Source organism: Nostoc sp. NMS7 (assembly GCF_017115085.1).
Lineage (GTDB): Bacteria > Cyanobacteriota > Cyanobacteriia > Cyanobacteriales > Nostocaceae > Nostoc.
In genome coordinates this window covers 1-18,821 of sequence record NZ_JABXKJ010000216.1, presented here as the reverse complement: position 1 = coordinate 18,821, position 18,821 = coordinate 1, and the positions used below count along the sequence as shown (strand labels likewise).

General features: G+C 42.3%; 17 protein-coding genes and 1 pseudogene. 2 read left to right on the top strand and 16 right to left on the bottom strand.

What is annotated here, in order from left to right; translation table 11 throughout:
- Window positions 1-92: 92 nt before the first annotated feature.
- The 5 genes and pseudogenes from HWQ38_RS26190 to HWQ38_RS26170 all read right to left on the bottom strand — a co-directional run.
- The gene (locus HWQ38_RS26190; RefSeq protein WP_292799512.1) at window positions 93-1,241 is read right to left on the bottom strand and encodes an AI-2E family transporter; all 1,149 of its coding nucleotides are present in this window, start codon (window positions 1,239-1,241) and stop codon (window positions 93-95) included.
- 90 nt (window positions 1,242-1,331) lie between these two features.
- A complete protein-coding gene (locus tag HWQ38_RS26185; protein ID WP_292799421.1) occupies window positions 1,332-1,523 on the bottom strand; it encodes a hypothetical protein in 192 nt (63 codons plus the stop codon).
- A 121-nt stretch (window positions 1,524-1,644) separates the two neighbouring features.
- On the bottom strand, window positions 1,645-2,205 hold the full coding sequence (locus tag HWQ38_RS26180) for a Uma2 family endonuclease (protein ID WP_292799418.1): 561 nt from the start codon (window positions 2,203-2,205) through the stop codon (window positions 1,645-1,647).
- A gap of 84 nt (window positions 2,206-2,289) precedes the next feature.
- Window positions 2,290-2,850 carry a Uma2 family endonuclease gene (locus HWQ38_RS26175; RefSeq protein WP_292799415.1) on the bottom strand — a complete coding sequence of 187 codons (561 nt, stop codon included), beginning with the start codon at window positions 2,848-2,850 and terminating at the stop codon, window positions 2,290-2,292.
- A 749-nt stretch (window positions 2,851-3,599) separates the two neighbouring features.
- Window positions 3,600-4,121 (bottom strand): annotated as a pseudogene (locus HWQ38_RS26170) (WD40 repeat domain-containing protein); the annotation flags it as partial.
- Window positions 4,122-4,228: 107 nt separating this feature from the next.
- On the opposite strand from HWQ38_RS26170, the gene HWQ38_RS26165 reads away from it, so the two are divergent.
- Window positions 4,229-4,906: an SDR family oxidoreductase gene (locus HWQ38_RS26165; RefSeq protein ID WP_292799412.1), complete on the top strand. Its 678-nt coding sequence runs from the start codon at window positions 4,229-4,231 to the stop codon at window positions 4,904-4,906.
- Here the strand turns inward: HWQ38_RS26165 and HWQ38_RS26160 are convergent, their stop codons facing one another.
- The 6 genes from HWQ38_RS26160 to HWQ38_RS26135 form a co-directional block, all read right to left on the bottom strand.
- Window positions 4,907-5,959: an aromatic ring-hydroxylating dioxygenase subunit alpha gene (locus HWQ38_RS26160; protein WP_292799409.1), complete on the bottom strand. Its 1,053-nt coding sequence runs from the start codon at window positions 5,957-5,959 to the stop codon at window positions 4,907-4,909.
- A gap of 177 nt (window positions 5,960-6,136) precedes the next feature.
- Complete coding sequence (locus HWQ38_RS26155; RefSeq protein WP_292799407.1) at window positions 6,137-6,574, bottom strand: secondary thiamine-phosphate synthase enzyme YjbQ; 438 nt, start codon at window positions 6,572-6,574, stop codon at window positions 6,137-6,139.
- A 133-nt stretch (window positions 6,575-6,707) separates the two neighbouring features.
- Window positions 6,708-7,901: a pyridoxal phosphate-dependent aminotransferase gene (locus HWQ38_RS26150; RefSeq protein WP_292799405.1), complete on the bottom strand. Its 1,194-nt coding sequence runs from the start codon at window positions 7,899-7,901 to the stop codon at window positions 6,708-6,710.
- Window positions 7,902-8,018: 117 nt separating this feature from the next.
- Window positions 8,019-8,237: a hypothetical protein gene (locus HWQ38_RS26145; RefSeq protein ID WP_292799402.1), complete on the bottom strand. Its 219-nt coding sequence runs from the start codon at window positions 8,235-8,237 to the stop codon at window positions 8,019-8,021.
- A gap of 380 nt (window positions 8,238-8,617) precedes the next feature.
- On the bottom strand, window positions 8,618-9,631 hold the full coding sequence (locus HWQ38_RS26140) for an Npun_R2821/Npun_R2822 family protein (protein ID WP_292799400.1): 1,014 nt from the start codon (window positions 9,629-9,631) through the stop codon (window positions 8,618-8,620).
- Between the two features lie 153 nt (window positions 9,632-9,784).
- Window positions 9,785-10,042 (bottom strand): hypothetical protein, encoded by a 258-nt coding sequence (locus HWQ38_RS26135; RefSeq protein WP_292799397.1) that lies wholly within the window; start codon window positions 10,040-10,042, stop codon window positions 9,785-9,787.
- Between the two features lie 229 nt (window positions 10,043-10,271).
- On the opposite strand from HWQ38_RS26135, the gene HWQ38_RS26130 reads away from it, so the two are divergent.
- Window positions 10,272-12,152, top strand: a complete 1,881-nt coding sequence (locus HWQ38_RS26130) for an ABC transporter ATP-binding protein (RefSeq protein ID WP_292799394.1) — start codon at window positions 10,272-10,274, stop codon at window positions 12,150-12,152.
- A gap of 237 nt (window positions 12,153-12,389) precedes the next feature.
- On the opposite strand, the gene HWQ38_RS26125 is transcribed toward HWQ38_RS26130, so the two are convergent.
- From HWQ38_RS26125 to HWQ38_RS26105, 5 genes are all read right to left on the bottom strand, one after another.
- Complete coding sequence (locus HWQ38_RS26125; RefSeq protein ID WP_292799391.1) at window positions 12,390-13,106, bottom strand: dienelactone hydrolase family protein; 717 nt, start codon at window positions 13,104-13,106, stop codon at window positions 12,390-12,392.
- A gap of 157 nt (window positions 13,107-13,263) precedes the next feature.
- Window positions 13,264-13,464, bottom strand: coding sequence for a 3-alpha domain-containing protein (locus HWQ38_RS26120; RefSeq protein ID WP_292799388.1), 201 nt, complete (start codon window positions 13,462-13,464; stop codon window positions 13,264-13,266).
- Window positions 13,465-13,502: 38 nt separating this feature from the next.
- The gene (locus tag HWQ38_RS26115) at window positions 13,503-13,847 is read right to left on the bottom strand and encodes a DUF302 domain-containing protein (RefSeq protein ID WP_292799385.1); all 345 of its coding nucleotides are present in this window, start codon (window positions 13,845-13,847) and stop codon (window positions 13,503-13,505) included.
- Window positions 13,848-14,111: 264 nt separating this feature from the next.
- A complete protein-coding gene (dps, locus tag HWQ38_RS26110; RefSeq protein ID WP_292799382.1) occupies window positions 14,112-14,660 on the bottom strand; it encodes a DNA starvation/stationary phase protection protein Dps in 549 nt (182 codons plus the stop codon).
- Window positions 14,661-15,325: 665 nt separating this feature from the next.
- The coding region (locus HWQ38_RS26105; protein ID WP_292799379.1) for a PAS domain-containing protein at window positions 15,326-18,821 on the bottom strand (3,496 nt) is incomplete at its 5' end.

The following is an 18,821-nucleotide window of genomic DNA, read 5'->3' as shown; positions in this document are numbered from 1 at the left end:
AATGAAAACCTGTTAAGCCTCGAATCAAATCTTGCTGTTCTTGCTTGGCGGTAAAGCTGTTCTAATTCAGAAATACTTGAATGGGCGGTTATCTAATCTTCTTTTGGCAAGATATCATCAATCGGTCGCTGCTGATTAATATCAGAAGTTTCTGCTTTCCAATTATCATCTGCTTCAGGAGATTCAGAAACTATCACAAACTCAGTCTCTTGTGGATGATTATTTCCCCATTGATCTAAGACATCTTTAATTAACACTTCTTGCAACCAAATCTTAGCGACAACAGTCAGGGGTAGCGCCAGAAATAATCCTAAGAAGCCAAAGAAAGTAACGAAAAATAGCTGGGCAATTAAGGTTATAGCGGGTAGCAATGAGACTTGACGCGCCATGACAACGGGCGTGATGAAATTACTTTCAGCCTGTTGAATAAAAAAGTAGAGAATCAAGACAGCGATCGCTTTCCAAGGTTCATCCAAGAAGGCGATCGCCATTGCTGGTATGACACTCATCGTTGGGCCAAGATTGGGAATCAAGTTGAAAAATCCCGCTAAAACCGCTAAAGCTAGTGCTGCCTTGACATGCAAAATTGATAAGCCAATCAGACTCATCAGCCCCACTACACAGATGGCAATGAAAGCGCCTGTAATCCATCCTTCCAAAGAGACTTCACATTTATCTAGAATCCCATCTACCCGCCGCCGATAAAATGAGGGGAAAAGCCGCACAAATACTTTGCGGTAAGCCACAGGGTCGGCTAATAGCATTCCGGTTAAAACCAACACTAGCAAAATCTTCAGGACGACTTCCAAAGAACCAGATACAAAGGCGAAGGAGTTTCCGAGTAGCCGATTGACGAAGGGCTGTACTTGTTGGATGAGGCTATTGATATCTGGAATGTAGGGAACTAACTGGTTAGGAATACGAGTTCTCAGGGCATCAAGCCAACCATTAAAGCGCTCAAACCCTTTAGGAACCTGATTGGTTAGTTCTTGAAACTGCTGTGCAAATGGTGGCACAATTAGCCAGAAAAAACCCGCGATACCTGCCAGAAAGATAGCTACTGACAGGATGACGGCGAATCCACGCTTCATCCCAAAGCGTTGGAAGCGTTTCGCTAGCCGGTTTAAGGTGGTGGCTAACACAACTGCGGCAAACATCAGCAAAAGCACTTCCCGAATTTGCCACAGGATGTATAAAGAAAGAAGGATGGCGATTAAGCCGATCCATTGACCGAGTTTCACAGGCTGACTCCCAACGGTTGGCAAGATGCAATTTTTTGGTAATTCAGCTAGGTTAGCCGATTTTAGTAAGTTGTGCGTAAATAGTTTGAGTTAATTTTGCTTCTGTGCTTGGAATCGCCAGAGTAGCGCGATCGCTATAATCACAATCGGCAACAATATTATAATCAGCGCGTTGTTTGCTGTCGCCGGAATTGATAGACTTGGCGCTGCATACTTAATTAATACAGATAACAAAGCTGAGAGTAAAAGCAGTTTCAGAACTAATCCTAGTTGATTTTCCATAAAAGTACGGCATACAAATTTTTCTGGTACACACGATTATTGCGCTGTACCGCCCAGTTTCTACAATAAACCTACAGATACAATCCTTTCCAACTTTCTCTAGGAAATGCGAACGCTTTATTTACGTCAAACTCAACCAGGCAAAAACTTGTTCTACAGTCAGTTCCAACTCGATACCCTCCAGGATGGGTAATTTATCAGCACCTTCGTATAATTCCACTCGCTGTCCAGGAAAAATCCCTAGCACACTTTCGTCTTCAGGGTTAATTAACCAGCCTAATTCAGTACCATTGCGTGAACAATGCAATAATTTACTCAACACTTTTTTTAAGCTTTGGTCTGGGGAAAGAATCTCAATTGCCCAGTCGGGATGAATATCAAAGCGGTTAGCAATTCTGCCAGATGGAGTTTTAGGAATTCTATCCCAACGAAACACAGACACATCCGGGACGATAGAAGCGCCGCCAAAGGTACAACGCAGTTCTGGGAAAGCTACAGCAAATTTTTTGCTTCTAGCTATACCGTTAATTGTTTCGCAAAGAGTAGCTTGGAGCAAGCTATGTTCACCTTGAGGCATTGGTTTTTGAATGATTTCCCTGTTAATAAAATCTGATGCTGGTTCAGTTTCTGGCAGTTTGAGGAAGTCGTCTAAAGTTAGTTGGGGTTGACTGGCGATTGCCATAAGTAAATAGCATAGAGGGGATGGTTTAATTATGGGCGAATGTGCGATCGCCTCGCATCTTTCGTTTCTGACAGGTGCGATAAATTATATTTTTGCGAAACCCACGAGGCGATTAACTTGGACAGATACATTACCAAAGGCTAGGGGGACAATAGTACCTGTGGTTAATGTCAATTCAGTTGTGTATTGCCCATCTTTTAAGTCTCGAAATACTAGCAACTGAGTATTTTTGAGATTGACAACCCAATATTCAGCAATGCCTGCTTCTGCATAGATGTCCTTTTTATCACCTAAGTCTTTGCTCAAGGTGGACTTAGAAATTTCGATAATCCAGAAGATGTCTTCAGGGTAAGGGTGGTGTTCTAAGTAGACCTCGCCTAAAGGTTTGACAATAGCAACATCGGGGACGGGTTCTGAGTTGTTGGGTAGAGTGATGGGTTTAGCGTCGCGGATTTTTGCCCGTTCACCTAGCAGTGTGCGGAGATAATCAGCTGCTTCGGTATTGTAGTAGGCATGGGGTTCTCCTTCTGGGGGCATAACTATAAGGTCGCCGCGCAATAGTTCAATGGGTTGGTCATCAAAAATCCCTGCTTCTATTGCTCGGTGATAGCGTTCAATTGTCCATTTATAGGTAGTTACTGTCATAGCTGCCTTTTTTCTACCGCTTCGACAATAGCTTTAATTTGATTTTAGTTGATCGCTAAGTTACAAAGATTTTTGCAGAGAGTGCGATCATTAACTTACAAACATTTTTGTATTGCCATAATTAATACTCGTTTTCTAAGTTTCTAATAACTCTATAGTGGACAATTGTTGAAGAAGTTGTCATAGGTGAAATTATTGATTTTTCTGAAAAATACTAAAATTTTAAGTACTATACAACATTTTTTGTCAATTAAAACCATATTTATTGTTGAGCCACAGCACTGCTTTGCCTCAAAAGCGTATTCTGTTTAAGGGAAAATGCTGTAAAACGAGTCTGTTTCTGATAACGTCAAGGCGGAAGCTGCTACAGACTGCGCGAAACACGGAAACGTCAAGGCGGAAGCTGCTACAGCCTGCGCGAAACACGGAAACGTCAAGGCGGAAGCTGCTACAGCCTGCGCGAAACACGGAAACGTCAAGGCGGAAGCTGCTACAGCCTGCGCGAAACACGGAAACGTCAAAGCGGAAGCTGCTACAGCCTGCGCGAAACACGGAAACGTCAAAGCGGAAGCTGTTACAGCCTGCGCGAAACACGGAAACGTCAAGGCGGAAGCTGCTACTGTTAAGGCGGAAGTTGCTACTCTTAAGGTAATACCGTCTCACTTTAAGATTGATACATTTTAGAGGGATCTAAAACTTTTGATACCGACAAGAGGACTTTTCAAACATCCTCTTAAACCGTGTAACCTTTAACTTCGTTGCCAAATTTTAATTGTCTTATCCAAACTCCCGCTAACCAACATCTCACCGGAAGTTGTGAAAGCTAATGCTGTGACTATATGAGTATGACCTGTAAACGTACCCAGTAACTCCCCGGTTTGTAGATGCCACAATTTGATAGTTTTATCAGCACTAGCGCTAGCGATAATTTGACCATCGGGACTTAAAGCGATCGCATATACTCTATCTTTATGTCCTTTAAGAGTATGAAGTAATTCCCCAGTCTCCAATTGCCAAATTTTAATCGTTTGATCCCAGCTACCACTCACCAGCAGTTTACCATCTGCACTGATTGCTAAGGAACGGACGATGTGAGAATGACCCATCAGGGTGTGCAGTGGTTGTGTGTCCTTTAAACTTTTGACCCCCGTCAAAAGTGATGTGCGCCAAACTTTGATTTTGCGATAGCTACCTGTCACCAGAGTTTCCCCATCTCGACTCAAAACTAGGGAATGAGCAGCTGTATCATCTAAAGGGAGTGCGATCGCAACCAAGCAGAAGCATCCCAGGAGCTTGAGCAATTATTAACTACTGTCAATTCTCTGATAAAATCCTTTGAGCGTAAGTAGTTAAGCTTATTAGGTAATCCAAAATCAATATGACAAGTGCATCTGATATTTTTCTGGCTGGAGCAAGTCGCGGTGTTGGTCGAGAAATTGCTCAATATCTGAGAGCGCAACAGCTAAAGGTCAAAGCACTCCTGCGAACAGTAGCAGTTGCTGCTGAACTAGAAAGAATTGGTATTGAGGTAGTTCTGGGAGATGCCTTGAATGTTGAGGATGTAGAACGCGCAATGCTGACAGCTGAACCTATTCACACTGTTATCAGCACAATTGGCGGTTTGCCAACAGATGTAGAAAGGCCGGATTACCCTGGTAATAAAAATCTGATTGATGCAGCAGTTAAAGCTGGGGTGCAAAAGTTTATTCTTGTTTCTTCCATAGGTGCTGGCAATAGTGTTGTTGCTGCGTCACCCCAAGTTTTAGCGGTACTGGGAAAAGTTTTAGCTGAGAAAGACAAAGCTGAACAACACTTAATTGCCAGTGGACTCACCTATACAATCATCCGTCCAGGTGGACTAAAGTCAGAACCAGCAACGGGTAATGGCGTTTTGACTGAAGATCCGCACATTATTGGTAGCATCAATCGTGCAGATGTCGCGCAGTTAGTTGGTCGTTGTTTAAATAGCCAACTCGCCAATAATAAAATCTTGTCAGCCGTAGACCGAAATATGTTATTCGGGCAAACAGAATTTGCAGAATTTACTTTGAAGTAATTAAGCACGCCAACGGAGTATTTGACCCTTGACAGGATTCACAAATTCTCGTCCTTGGGCGACAGACCGAGCATATTCCCGCTTTAACTGGTAGTACCACTGCGCTTGCATATCTGAATCCTTAATCAGTCGCAGCACAGGATCATATTTAAGTCCAATCTGCTGCTTTTCCACAACCGTCCGGTCTTGACCAATGAAAGTCCGCGCCAAAACATGTAGCAGTGGCTTGAAAAATCCTACCCAAGGAAGTGTCCAGTAAAGAGCAAAAGTTACTTCAGTTTCTGTGTCTGAAATGGGTGTAACTGCCGTTAAATTAACGACTCGATGGTTGCCAATAGTGGTTTCTTCTATTCTGACTCCAGGTAAACGAAAAGAAATCTCCGTTTCCGGTACACCACCGCCAATCAGCCAGTATAATCGACCCCCATTCGCTGGCAATCGGTGTCGTCGCATCGTGAAACCGTAGGGCGAAGCGTCGAATTGCTTCACTTCTTCGTGCAGTTGCTCATTTCGCCACCACCAAGCTTGATGAACATAGGGTGAATGGGCAGGGTCCATCAGACCTACTACTGCATGATCTATAAAACAGGGAAATCTCATCACCTCTACAAACTGGGGTGAACACTCATCAAACCCTGGAATTACCGCAATCTCCATCTCAGAAGCAGGTTGAGGGTTATCGGCATCAGCCATATATATCCAAATATTCCCTTGGGCTTCCCGAACTGTGTATGACTGTACATCAAAGCGACTCAAATCTATCTGCTGTTCCTCTACAAGAGATGGAATCGCAGTGCAGCGTCCAGCCGAATTAAAGCGCCAACCGTGGTAACAGCATTCCACTTCCTGCCCATTGAATCTACCACAACTCAAAGGCACAGCACGATGAGGACAAATGTCTGTCATCGCAGACACTTTGCCATCCTGGTCACGAATTAACAGCACCGGTTCTCCCAAGAAAATGCGGCTGATCATCATACCTGGCTTGATCTGATTACTAGGCAGAGCATAGTACCAAGTATTACGTAATAGAAAGTTATCGTTATTTTTCATCACTAATTGCGTCTGCCTTTGACACAACGAAAGTCCTGGTTTGGGAAAAGAAAAGTTGAAAACATTCTTTCAGGTTTGTAATTGCTGTAGGTAAATTCAACTGATGCACTTGTTGGTCGTGTTCATAATTATCTCAGATTTAGGTTGCTCTGGGAGGATTGTAGATTTTAAGTTAGATTATTCGCCAGAAATTTGGACGAATACCGTTCTTTTGCGCGGGCCATCCAACTCAAAAAACAACACAGATTGCCAAGTTCCCAAAGCTAATTTCCCATCCACAATGGGAATTATCTCACTAGTGGTCAACATCATTGCCATTAAGTGAGAGTGAGCATTAATCGGTTCATTTTCCGGGACATCTCTTAAATGCAAGTCATTATGCAAATAACAGCCTGATTCAGGTGCTAATTTTTGCAAGAATACTTTTATATCTTCTAACAATCTGACTTCATTTTCGTTAATAGCTAAAGCTGTTGTTGTGTGTCGAGAAAATATTAAAACTTGTCCATTTTTAATTGATGTTGAAGCAAGAAAATCTTTTATTTGTGGTGTGATATTATGAATATTAATTTTTGGCTCAGTTTCAATTTCAATTAACTTATTAATAATTGGCATCTGTTGAATTTTCTATTTGGGATTGCAAAGGAGGTACGCCACCACAGTCTAACGCCCTGATAAATTAAATATCAACAGACGCGATTAATCGCGTCTCTCCAAAGTACAGACGCGATTAATCGCGTCTGTACTCCTAACTCCTAACTATATTTTGTAAACCTTGCACTAATCTTTCTATACCTTCTTTTGCCATCTCTTTTTGCAGCGCACCATAGGCAACGCGTAGGTAACATCCATCATCCATGCCAAAGGTTGTACCTGGAATGACTGCTACTTTATGTTCCTGGATTAGTCTTTTAACTAACTCAAAAGCATCCATCTGGGTATTAACTTTGAGAAAAAAATAGAAAGCGCCATTGGCGGGTGTAATGCTAAATAAACCTTGTAGGCGGTTAAGGGAGTCGAGTACTACTTGCCGAACTTGAGCGATTGCTCCTATATTACTCTTCAAATACTCCTCTTTTGCCTGCAATGCCCCTAAAGCTGCATATTGAGAAATGACTGGCGGACAAATCAAAATCGTATCCTGCACTTTTTTGACGGCGACAAGTAAGTGTTGGGGAATCACCATGTAACCAATGCGCCAACTGGCAAAACCGTATGCTTTGGAAAGGCTAAAGAGAGAAATAGTGTACTCGCTACTATTCCCAAATGCACCAGGGGAAATGTGTTTTACCCCGTTATAGGTAAAGTATTCATAAGCTTCATCACTGATATGGTAAATGCTGCGATCGCTTTCGCCACAGCTTCGCTGAATGCCACAAATTTGATTTACTTGGCGCAATGCTGCTTCTGAATAGACAACTCCAGTCGGATTATTTGGTGAAATTGTGACTACAGCGCGTGTTTTGGGTGTAATTGCTTGAGCGATCGCTTCTGGGCGCAGTTGGTAATTTTCATCCGTCGCCACTAACACCGCACGACAACCAGCCATTGCGATCGCCATTTCGTGGTTGAAATAGTACGGCGTATTCAGAATAATTTCATCGCCTGGGTTAGTGATCGCCAGAATGGCATTCATAAATCCCATATTGCTCCCTGCTGTCACAACGATGCAGTTTTCCCGATTGATTTCAATGCCGTTGAAGGCTGACAATTTTTCTGCAAGTGCTGTCAGCAACGGGGGAATTCCCTCAACTGATTTGTATAAGTTATTAGCGGGTTCCGCGAAGAATTTGGCTAAAAATTCTCTGGCTGATGGTGGTGGGTTGTAAGAAACAACACCTTGTCCTAAAGAGATTGTTCCAGGAGAGTTTTTAATCAGTTCCCCAACCACAGGAATAATTGGCGATTGTACCCCCTGCATACGAGAGGTTAAGGATTCCATATTTCCTTAAGTGATCATTGTAAGCCTACACTGACCTTTCCTGCGGAACCTACCGCAAACGGTACAGTGTAGGTATTTTACCAAAATGATTAACCGGATTTGCGATCGCCCCAAAATTTAGTCAATCGAAATCTGTTGAGGCCCAGTGGCTTTGCCATTATGTGTGTCTGTTGTGGTGCTGGTGTAATTATTTGAGCGGATCTGTTGATCTAGCCAGCCTTTAACAGGATCGTCTGCCAGATTGAGCCGAAGCACACCAGAGAATAACCCACCCACAAATGAGACTGGATGCTGGATAAATTCTCTGAATAGAGGTGACAATTCATCAATGAACATTAAGAAACTCCTGGCGATGCCGTAAAAAATTATTACTTCTTAATTGATCGTAACGTGTTGAGCAATATCTGGCTGACGGTAACAAAAAATACAATAGAGTGCGATAATTATGTCCGACTACTTAGTTTTAAGATTGCAAAAGGTAAAGGCAATTATCCGCCTGCCATTCTGTGTGTGAGATAGCGAAGCATACTACATCATGTCCGTAATAGCTAGCATTTTTTTGGTACTTCATCCCTACCTTTTGAATCACCCGCACTGAAGCGATGTTTTCTGGATGAGCGATCGCGACTATCCGATCTAGCTTTACTTCCCCAATTACTTGTTTAGCACTAACCAGAATTTTTTGAAATCTTCAGTTTTTGTCCAAAGTCCAAAACTTAAGAAAGAGCTATTTGAAGTTTCTTCACTGCTTTTTGAATTAATCGATTACTTTTGGTCGCAATACTAGGCTGTTTTAGCTGTTGCGGCCTTTTCTGCGGTTCCTTAAGAAAACGATAGTATAAAAACTCATCTCTGTAACAAATGTTGACATCTTCGCCTTGACATAAATGGGCGAAACCACTAGAAGAATAGTTCATGTAATGAATGCGATGAATTGGTTTTAATTCATCTTGGTTGTATAGGATATTATCAATATTTACAAAACGGTCTGAGTTAGCACAGTTACCTGTTCTGTCTTGACCATTAGGACTGAGGGTAAAATTAAATAAGGCAAGATTTGATTTCCATGTCAAATAATTAAATAAATGTGCATCATCCCACCATGCAGTTAGCCATTCAACTTCTCTATCTTCAATTAATAATTTTTTATATAAATCTAAATCTTTTTCTGGAAATAGCCCTAATTTAGAACCAAAAAAATCAGAGCAATGAAGTCTAGGACGGATGTCTTTTTCGTAAACAATCTTAGACTTTTCTAAAAGCGGAATATTTAATGGTACTTTTGTGCGTTCTTTAGTGTGTATCCAGTCATCAAATACAAAATCGTATACGTTCAATTTTTCAAAAATATCATCAACTGGCTTCATGATAAGGCTGTCAGCATCACAAAATATAAACCTATCAAAATGCCCGTTAAAAACACACATTTTTCTTTGTAAGTGACCTGATGACCACCAATTACGTGAGATTTTGGAAGTTCTAGCACCTGGATGAACTGCCCAAACTTGGTGAGCAAAGTCTTCCCATAACTGTATTGTCTCCCAACTCTCAAAAATGCTGACGTTTTTTCTAGACTTGACTTCTTTTTTAACTAAGTCTAATCTCTGATCATAGGGAATAATACAAACAGGAATATCTGCGCTAATATTAACCTCAATACTATTCAAAAATGCCACTAATTGATCATAAACGACATCATTTGCAAGTGTATAAATCCCGAAAGATTCCATAAGATAATATCCTGATTTTGACATTTAGTTTATTTATGACGCTTTTGGCGCGATCGCCCAAGGAAGTTAAGAGATACCGCCTCACTATAACCCTTATAATTATAAATAGCGCTTTTGGGCAAGTCAATGAATTCCGTGTCTTACGAAATTTTCTTAAAAGCGCCCAATTCCACAATTAATTTCATCATTATTACTTGATGAATATTGATTAAAATTTATGTCAGGCGTTCCCATCGAAAAAGCTTTAAAATAATTTGTAATGACGCTCTCTACCAGACGCGGCGCGTAGCTTGTCCTCCGCAGGAGTACGCAGACTCGCTCTTTGTGACGTTCGCGGAGCGTCTCGTAGAGTAATTCGTAATGACGCTCTCTACCAGACGCTGCACTCAGTACAAAAGGCTCTGTTACCACGCGAACGCGGACTCATTAACGTAATTAAGTTTTGTAACGGGGATGATTAAGAATAGCTCATAACTCCTGAGTTGCTTAAAGTGGAACCAAGTTCATCCAGGTCTTGAGAACTATAGGGTCTTAGTTGCAGTCTTGCGGTTTCTATCTCAGGCATGGTATTAGAGTTGCAGTCCAAATGCTACTTTAAACAAGCGTATTATTTTACAAAGATCAATATAATGCTCTTATTATGAGCATCTACCAATTTCTCAAAAAATCTGATACGCAAGAGCGTCGCCCTGAGAATGACTGGCGGTTGTTTTTGCGTTTAGTGCCTTACGCCCGCCGTCACAGACGACTGTTAACGCTCTCGTTGTGCCTACTCGTACCGATGGCGCTAGCTAATGCGGTACAACCGTTGTTGATTGGCCAAGTTATCTCCCTGATTCGCAATGAACCAAGCACTTACGAATTTCTCCGGAATCGTCCCTTGTCACAAGGGATAAATATCCTGGAAGGATTATTGGTAATTGCGATCGCAATCCAATTGATGTTGACAATTTTCCAAGGTTATATAGTCCAAAAGCTAGGGCAACAAATCACCGCAGCAATTCGCCAAGACTTATTTCAGCATGTGACATCTCTAGCAGTAAGCTTTTTTGACCGCACACCCGTAGGTAAATTAATTACCAGAATCACCAGCGATGTGGAAGTGTTAGGCGATGTCTTTTCTACTGGGGCAATTGGCATTGTATCCGATTTTTTTTCGATGCTGGTGATTTTGAGTCTAATGTTTTCGATTCAATGGCAACTCGCTTGCTTGCTGCTATTGATGTTGTTCCCAATTACCTGGGTAATTGTTTACATTCAGCAACAGTACCGCAAAGCCAATTACAAAGGGCGGGAAGAACTTTCGATTCTGAATTCACAGCTACAAGAGAATGTAGTTGGTATTAACATCGTGCAGTTGTTCCGTAGAGAAAAATTTAATGCCCAATTGTTTCGTGCCACGAACCAGCGCTACACTCAGCAAATGGATCAAACCATCTTTTATGATTCATTTGTTTCAGCAACCTTAGAATGGATTGGACTGATTGCGATCGCAGGTGTTTTGGTGGTGGGTGGTTCGTTGCTGTTGGGAAAAAACTTGACTTTCGGTAATTTATCTGCATTTATCTTGTATGCCCAGCGATTATTTGACCCTTTAAGGGCTTTTGCGGAAAAATTTACGGTAATTCAAGCTGGTTTTACTGCCATTGAACGCGTAGGCAATATATTAGATGAACCGATAGAAATCCGCGATCGGGCTAATGTCGGTTTCTCAATATTTGATGCTAAATTTGGCTACATAGACGAGATAGTTGCAAATCTAGAATCCACAGATGTCACTTCCCCGCCAGAACTGGGAGAAATTCGCTTTGATCATGTCTGGTTTGCTTACAAAAATGATGATTACGTAATTAAAGACTTAGATTTCACGATTCATCCTGGTGAAAAAATTGCATTAGTCGGCCCCACAGGTGCGGGTAAAACCTCGATCATCCGTCTTTTGTGCCGCCTCTACGAACCCACCCAAGGACGCATTCTCATAGATGGCGTTGATATTCGGGAAGTAGCACAGGCAGAACTACGGCGTTACATGGCTGTAATTTTCCAAGAAGGCTTTTTGTTTGCTGGCGATGTTAAAAGCAACATTTCTTTAGGAGATGGCTATACCATTGAACAGATTCAACAAGCAGCAGAGCAAACCAACATTGCCCAGTTTATCAAAGAACTACCCCAAGGCTATGATACTCAACTTCGAGAACGGGGTACAAATATTTCTAGTGGTCAAAAGCAACTTTTAGCCTTTGCGCGGGCTGCCATTCGTAATCCCCAAATTTTGGTACTAGATGAAGCTACCGCTAGTTTAGATGTTGGCACAGAAGCTTTAGTTCAAGAGGCATTAAACCAGCTTTTACTCAGACGTACCGCGATTATTATCGCTCACCGCCTGTCTACGATTCGGAATGTAGACCGGATTTTTGTTTTGAAGCGTGGCGAATTAACCGAACAGGGGAGTCATGATCAACTGCTGCGCCAAGGAGGGCTTTACGCTACTTTACATAACTTGCAGATGTTAGGAAGTTAGGATATTTTCCGAATCATCGTAAGTGGAAAATAGCGATCGCTATCACCCGGATTTCTCACAAAGCCTGAAGAAATAGGGGTCAAAAACTGCCAAAATGTATATTGCACAACAATTCTAAACCATCTTAAATTTGGCTAACCTAAGCGTTTTTTTCTGACTTGTGAGAAATCCGGGGTTAGTGCAGTTCTGTATTAGCTTGCGATCGCGGTGGGCGAATTATCGGTCAGTAGCCCTATTTCAGACTTTGACACCACTGCCTAAATGCTGTTTCAAAAACGTCAACGTGCGATCGCGCGCTAATTCTGCGGCTTCTTTGCGATAAGCGGAACTACCCACGCGACTAAACCCATGACTCACGCCTTCATAGCGATAGATTGTTACCAGGGGGTTGTCTTTCAGTCCTTGCTGAATGGACGCTTGAGCACTTGATGACACAAACTCGTCATTTTCATCCATATGCAATATCAGCGGTTTCTGAATTTTTGTCGCCTCTGCTAAATTCTTTTCAATGTCAACACCGTAGTAACTAACGTTGGCATCTGCATCAGTACGTGTTGCCATGAAATATGCCAGTTTGCCGCCCAAACAAAAGCCTACACTGCCGACCTTGCCTGTGCTGCTGGGATATTGCCGCAGAAAAGACAGACTTGCCTTTAGGTCTTCTACGCCGCTATCTACATCAAATGCTTGGAGTAACTCAAAGGCTTTAGCCCACTGATCCTTATCGTCAGCATCAAGTTGCACATCGGGTTCAAGTCGCCAATACAAATCTGGCACAAGCACCAAATAGCCTGCCTTAGCATAATCATCGGCAATTTGACGCATATTAGTATTTACCCCAAGAATTTCTTGAATCAGCACAATGCCTGCATCAGGCTGAGTATTGGGTGCTGCTAGATAGGCGCTAAAACTGCCCCCGGACAAGGCTGAAATAGTTACATTTTGAGTTTTCATGGTGTCTTTTTAACAATTTGCTATTTAGACTTTGACCAAATTAAACAGTGTTGCTGAATGCAAATATGAACAGATACGCTATCAGCCTGGTTACTGAAACGAAGATGCCTGTCGCATTGCTTTCTGCACCAATTTCGGCTTCATGAAACAACAGCATCTATTTCACATCCTGACGACGACTTTGCTCCTGGAAGTAGTCGCGCCAACTTTCGGGTAAGGCTTCAAGTTGAGCAGCTTGGTGAAGTAACTCTGGATTGTTCTGCTCACGAGTATAAAGCTGAGTGATATTAGCAACAGTAATATTGTTGTCATCCCGACTCACCAACTCTAAAGTGTCTCCGGCTTTAAATTGCGTCAATAGTCAAGTATCTAAAATTGAGTCAACAAATAAGTTAATTAAAGGAGTGCTTGATCGATTAAAGGTGCAATGATAGCGATGTTCTTCACCAACTCATCGGAGAGAGAAAATCGCTGTTTTAAGTAATTGGGATCGTTGTAACTTACCCACACCTTGCCGTCAGTCGCTTCCCATGCTAGTACTTTCAGGGGTAAATCCAGGGCGATCGTTGGTTCTGCCACCATGAGCGGAGTTCCGGCTTTCGGGCTACCAAACAGCAACAACTGCGTCGGAGGTAGGCTAAGTCCGACTTTTTCGGCTTCCGCCTGTTGATCGATGCGGGCAAAAACGGTGATGCCTTTTGCTTGAAGGATGGCTGTAAAGCGATCGATAGTTTCAGTCACTGCATACGGGCTGATCTGGTTGATGATGCCGTTGTTTGCATTCATAGCAGTGGACTCCTTGCAGGATAAAAACTGAGTAATATTGTCATTGCTCCAGTTTCTCAAAGATTGAGGTCGGACAATCCGGGATGATCGTCAGGACGACGACCCAGTATCCAGTGGTATTTGCGATCGCTAGGGCAGTAGTAAAACCTAAACCTATTAAAATCCCTACATTTAATAATTTTCGGCGTGTAAATTAAGTTATTTTTTATCAATCACTCCTCACGTTTGGTCTGAATGATCCTGGTTCTGAAATGAGGTTTGCAGATGGGCTTCTAAAAACCACAACCGCTTGTCTATCGCTCGTGAAATCTCAATCAAGAGATCATTGGTATCCATGTCACCCAAATTATTTGTTTTTTCAATGTTTTTACGGAGGGATTTGGCGTAAATTGCCAAGCGATCGCCAAGTGCAATGACATGATCTGTGCCATCAACAGCATCGAAGGGATACTCAGGCAGTTCCGATTCTTTGGCAGTAATCCGGGCGGTTCCCAGTGCTTTTCCTCCCAATGTTGCGATCCGTTCGGCAATCAAATCAATAAATTCTTCAACTTCGGAAGCAATTTCATCAAACAGTAGATGCAGTTGGTAAAAATCTTTACCTTTGACATTCCAGTGAGCATATTTGATCTGTGTCTTCAAGTCGATCGCAGTTGCCAAGCTTTGATTGAGTAAGGTATTTACTTGCGATCGGATTTCTACGGGAATATCAATTCGGGTTGAGTAAACGAACGATTTAGTGTCATTCTGTTTATTTGTTGCAGTCATAAGTCCTACTCCCAAGATGTTGTTTTGTAATAGACATCTGATGAAAATTAAATATGCATTACCTGAAACCCTTTGTAGGGACAATTCATGTAGACGCGGAGCGGCTTCCCGCAGGGTATTGTCCCTAGCACGTTAACTCATGACAACCCTCTTTCTACTTTCTTTGTGTAAAGCAAACATTGATTGCAACTAAGTTGCAATCAATGTTTGTCTGAATTAAATATATGCAATTAACTCTAACTTGTCGTCCCCTAAAAGTTGAAACTTTTGCTCAATAGAGTGATTGATAAATCAGTCCATCTCAAAATGGAAGGTTGACTCCAACTTTAGTTGGAATCCACATTTCAACTAAAGTACAACTTACTCATATCATTTCTTTGTGAAGCTGCATATATTTACCCCCAGCTATGCCGTCTCTCCTACTTGAATAAAACGCAGCATCATATATTAGTTGCATCGACCTGCACCTTTGTTGCATTGACCTGCAAAAATTAACTTACTTTAGATTACGTAGTAATTTTAAAAGTTGTCAATCCTTGCCTGACAATGGAATGCTCGTCAACAATCAGAACCCGAATATTCGTTGATTGGCTCATAATTATGAATAATTAGAAATTGAGCTACTATAGGTTGCGCTTGTAACCAGTGCATTTTTAATAATATTCTCACTCTCGATTTACAATGACAACAATTTCTGTTCCTTGCCCAGGTTGGCTCTGAATACTCAGTTGCGCTCCAAGATGTTCTGCTCGCTCGCTCATTCCCAACAATCCAAATCCGCCAACAGCTGGGATCGTAGCAACCCCAAAGCCCCGTCCATCGTCTTTAACGCGTAGAATACATTGGGCATTGTCATATACTAACTCAACACGAATTTCGGCAGCATCAGCGTATTTTATGGCATTGGTTAATGCTTCCTGCCCAATTCGTAATAAATGATTTTCAACCTCGGTTGGCAAAGAATAGGCTGTGCCTTTGATTTCGTAGATCAGAGCGGTATCGGCAGCAGCTCTCATTTGAGTCACAAGGCGATGAAGGGCACTATGTAAATTCCCATCCTCCAATAGCTGAGGACGAAGCGCTGACACCGATCGCCGTGCCTCAGCAAGTCCGGTTCGTGCTAGTTCATCAATTATTTCCAGGTGTGCCTGTGTCGCTTCTATATCGTCCGCTAGCACTTGCGTTGCAGCTCCTACTTGAACAAGAATGCCTGTGAAGGACTGGGCTAGGGTATCGTGAATTTCTCGCGCCATGCGGTTGCGTTCTTCCAGAATTGAGGCTTGCTCGGCGCGTTTTTGTTCACGCAGCGCAGCGTTTCGCTGTTCGCTAATGTCTGTGATTAGACTGTAGAATCCTCTCACTTGAGCATTGCGATCGCCTTTGGCACTGCCCCTTGGGCAATCGCAATCGGGGATCAAGGTAGCACTGATGCACCTTTTACCCAGTGAAAAGGGAATTTCTGCTTCCAGGGTTACAGTTTGCCCTTCAAACACTTGATTGATAAACGGCTCAACCCGTTGATAAACCGTCTCACCCAGGAGTTCATGAACATACTTGCCCAAAATCTCATCTCGACTAAGGTTAAACCAAACCTCATAAGTGCGGTTAACAAACTGATAGCGCCTATTTGTATCTACATAGCTGATAAGAACTGGTAGAGCGTCGGTGATTAGTCGTAATTCTTGTTCGCGTAAGCGAAGCTCGTCGTAGACATCGCGCAGTGCAGCTTCGCTTTTTTGTAAAGCCGCAGTTCGTTCTGCTACCTGTTGCTCTAGAGTGCGGTTGTAATTGGCTAAGAGATGTTCTGCTTGTTTGCGCTCCGTGATGTCTTGAACGGCTGTAATCGAATAAGCCACGTTGCCCTGCTCATCAAATACTGGAGTTCCCCATGCCTCAACTGGAATTGTTACGTTATTTCGGCGAATTTCTGAATCGTCGATCCTAGTATGTTCACCGCTCAACGCCCGCATTACTGGCAATTTCTCAGTTGGATACTTTTGATCCGTTCCTGCTAAATAAATTTGATAAACCTCTGATATCTGATCCACTGTTACAGAAGGATCTATCCCTTTGCCCAATAGCTGAATTGCCCGTTGATTGAAGTAGTAAGGACGACCTACCCCATCCATGATTCCAATTCCTATTGGAATCGCTTCTAAAAACTGAGCCATCTTACTTTCGCTTGCACGGAGCTTTGCATAGAGTTTGGCATTTTTAATCGCAATGGCTGCCTGAGTGGATAGCAGATTTAAGACTTGCGATCGCGTAGCGTCTCCTTTGGAGAATCGCTCTGGTGTAAATGCCCCAGCCGCTAATTTATTTTCTAAATACAACACGCCCACTAGCTTACCTTGATTGAGCATAGGTAAACATAAGATTGATTGAGTTTGATTGTGTTGAATATATGGCTCATTAATAAAATTACCTTCACGAGTAGCATCATTTAAAATGACACATTCATGAGTATGAATAACATAATTAATAATTGATTCAGGTAGATTATTTGCAGTTGGGATAGATTGCAGCACTTGTGTAGTATAAACATTCTCACCCTCATTGAGTTCACCAGAAGCTTCAATCACCCATTCTCCTGAGTTTTCCAAAATCAAAAATCCTCTTTGTGCGCCAGCATTCTCGATTAATATCTTCATCAAGCAACTGAGTAACTTATCCAATTCAATTTCACTAGAAATCGCAAGGGAAGCTTTCATCACTGCTGCTAAATCGAAAGCGATGGGTGAGTGATTAGAGGTGATTCCAGAAGTTTTGTGGATTGGCACGTAAGCCATGCCCGACGATTGAGGAAATAGCTGGGGATAGCGAGTTTCTAAATCTTTGACTTTCGCAGATGCTCCCCATCGCTCATAGCAGTAATGTGCTTCCTTCATGTAAGTTTGGGCGATTTTTTCTCTACCTCTTGCCAGATAATGTTTAGCAGCTAATTCATAAGCTAATGCTTCTTCTTGCAAATACTCATTGTCTCTAGCTCCTTGAATTGCTTGTTCGTAGAACTCTTCTGCCTCAAGTAACTGACCCAAAACTCGTGCAGTCTCTGCTTCCACTAAATAATATTTATGTAAATAATTCATTGGCGCATAAGCTGCCCATTGCTTCATTTGCTTCTGGCTAACAGCAACCTTTTTGAGAATTTCCTCTTGCGCTTGAGCGCTGCTTCCGGAATATGTTGCGAGTCTTGCCAGAGAGCTATAGAAGTAGTGCAAAGGAATGAGGGGTGTTGCAATGACGCGGATCACATGACTTTCCGCGATGGCTGCGTTCTCAGATGCCTGAACATACTCAGAAAAGAGATAACATAGAATAAGTTTGTTGAGATGTACCAGAAAGAGTATGACTGCATCTATTTCATGGTGTGGCAGTCTATTTTCCTCGTTGTAGGATTCGCCAACGAGACGGGATGGATTGACCGAGCATCCCATCAAATTTAAGACAGACTGCTGAAATATTTGAGTCCAAGTGAGTGATGTTGTCTGTTTAATTTGATGGATTGCTTCACAGTATGTTGCCATCTCGTGTTCAACCTCCACAAGTTCCTTGCCAACGATAAAGAGTTGGAGGCAGTAAGTGAAAGCGCAATAGGCAGCGAACTCTAAATCTCCATTTTCCAGCCCACTTTGATAAGCTTCCAGGAATGGCTTCGATGTTTCCCTAATATGCTCTTTCCAATGGATGATGAAATTAGTCACCATGAACAATGTTCTAGCTTTAAGTGAATGGATTTTCAGATGGGGTAACAGCCTTAATGCAAGCTGCCCAAACTCATAGCCAGCCTCAATGTTTCCGACCATCCCACAAAGACTTAACCCAAAGTTGGCGTATGCAAAGGGAGACACAAACGTATTGCCATACTGGATTGACAAGTTGACCTGTTTAAACACAAGTAGAGACACCAAATCAGGAGCCGCATGATGGGCAGCAAGCGTTATTCTTGAGAGGATTTGCATTGCTGCTAGCTTTTCTGGTTTAGCCATTTCTGGCAATTGGATCAAGTCCTGGATCGGTTTGTTGTCAAAGCGGGATATGATTGTGTCTAGTTCAAGCTGAATATCTGACTGACTGAGCTTTTCGGGAAAACTGATCCCAAATTTCTGCAAAACTTGCAATCCAGTATTTATTGCTTTTAATAGCTGGTTCTGCGCGATG

Coding starts and splice junctions, on each gene's coding strand:
- HWQ38_RS26185 (WP_292799421.1), bottom strand. CDS start 1,523: ATGGAAAATCAACTAGGATTAGTTCTGAAACTGCTTTTACTCTCAGCT.
- HWQ38_RS26180 (WP_292799418.1), bottom strand. CDS start 2,205: ATGGCAATCGCCAGTCAACCCCAACTAACTTTAGACGACTTCCTCAAA.
- HWQ38_RS26175 (WP_292799415.1), bottom strand. CDS start 2,850: ATGACAGTAACTACCTATAAATGGACAATTGAACGCTATCACCGAGCA.
- HWQ38_RS26165 (WP_292799412.1), top strand. CDS start 4,229: ATGACAAGTGCATCTGATATTTTTCTGGCTGGAGCAAGTCGCGGTGTT.
- HWQ38_RS26160 (WP_292799409.1), bottom strand. CDS start 5,959: ATGAAAAATAACGATAACTTTCTATTACGTAATACTTGGTACTATGCT.
- HWQ38_RS26155 (WP_292799407.1), bottom strand. CDS start 6,574: ATGCCAATTATTAATAAGTTAATTGAAATTGAAACTGAGCCAAAAATT.
- HWQ38_RS26150 (WP_292799405.1), bottom strand. CDS start 7,901: ATGGAATCCTTAACCTCTCGTATGCAGGGGGTACAATCGCCAATTATT.
- HWQ38_RS26145 (WP_292799402.1), bottom strand. CDS start 8,237: ATGTTCATTGATGAATTGTCACCTCTATTCAGAGAATTTATCCAGCAT.
- HWQ38_RS26140 (WP_292799400.1), bottom strand. CDS start 9,631: ATGGAATCTTTCGGGATTTATACACTTGCAAATGATGTCGTTTATGAT.
- HWQ38_RS26130 (WP_292799394.1), top strand. CDS start 10,272: ATGAGCATCTACCAATTTCTCAAAAAATCTGATACGCAAGAGCGTCGC.
- HWQ38_RS26125 (WP_292799391.1), bottom strand. CDS start 13,106: ATGAAAACTCAAAATGTAACTATTTCAGCCTTGTCCGGGGGCAGTTTT.
- dps (WP_292799382.1), bottom strand. CDS start 14,660: ATGACTGCAACAAATAAACAGAATGACACTAAATCGTTCGTTTACTCA.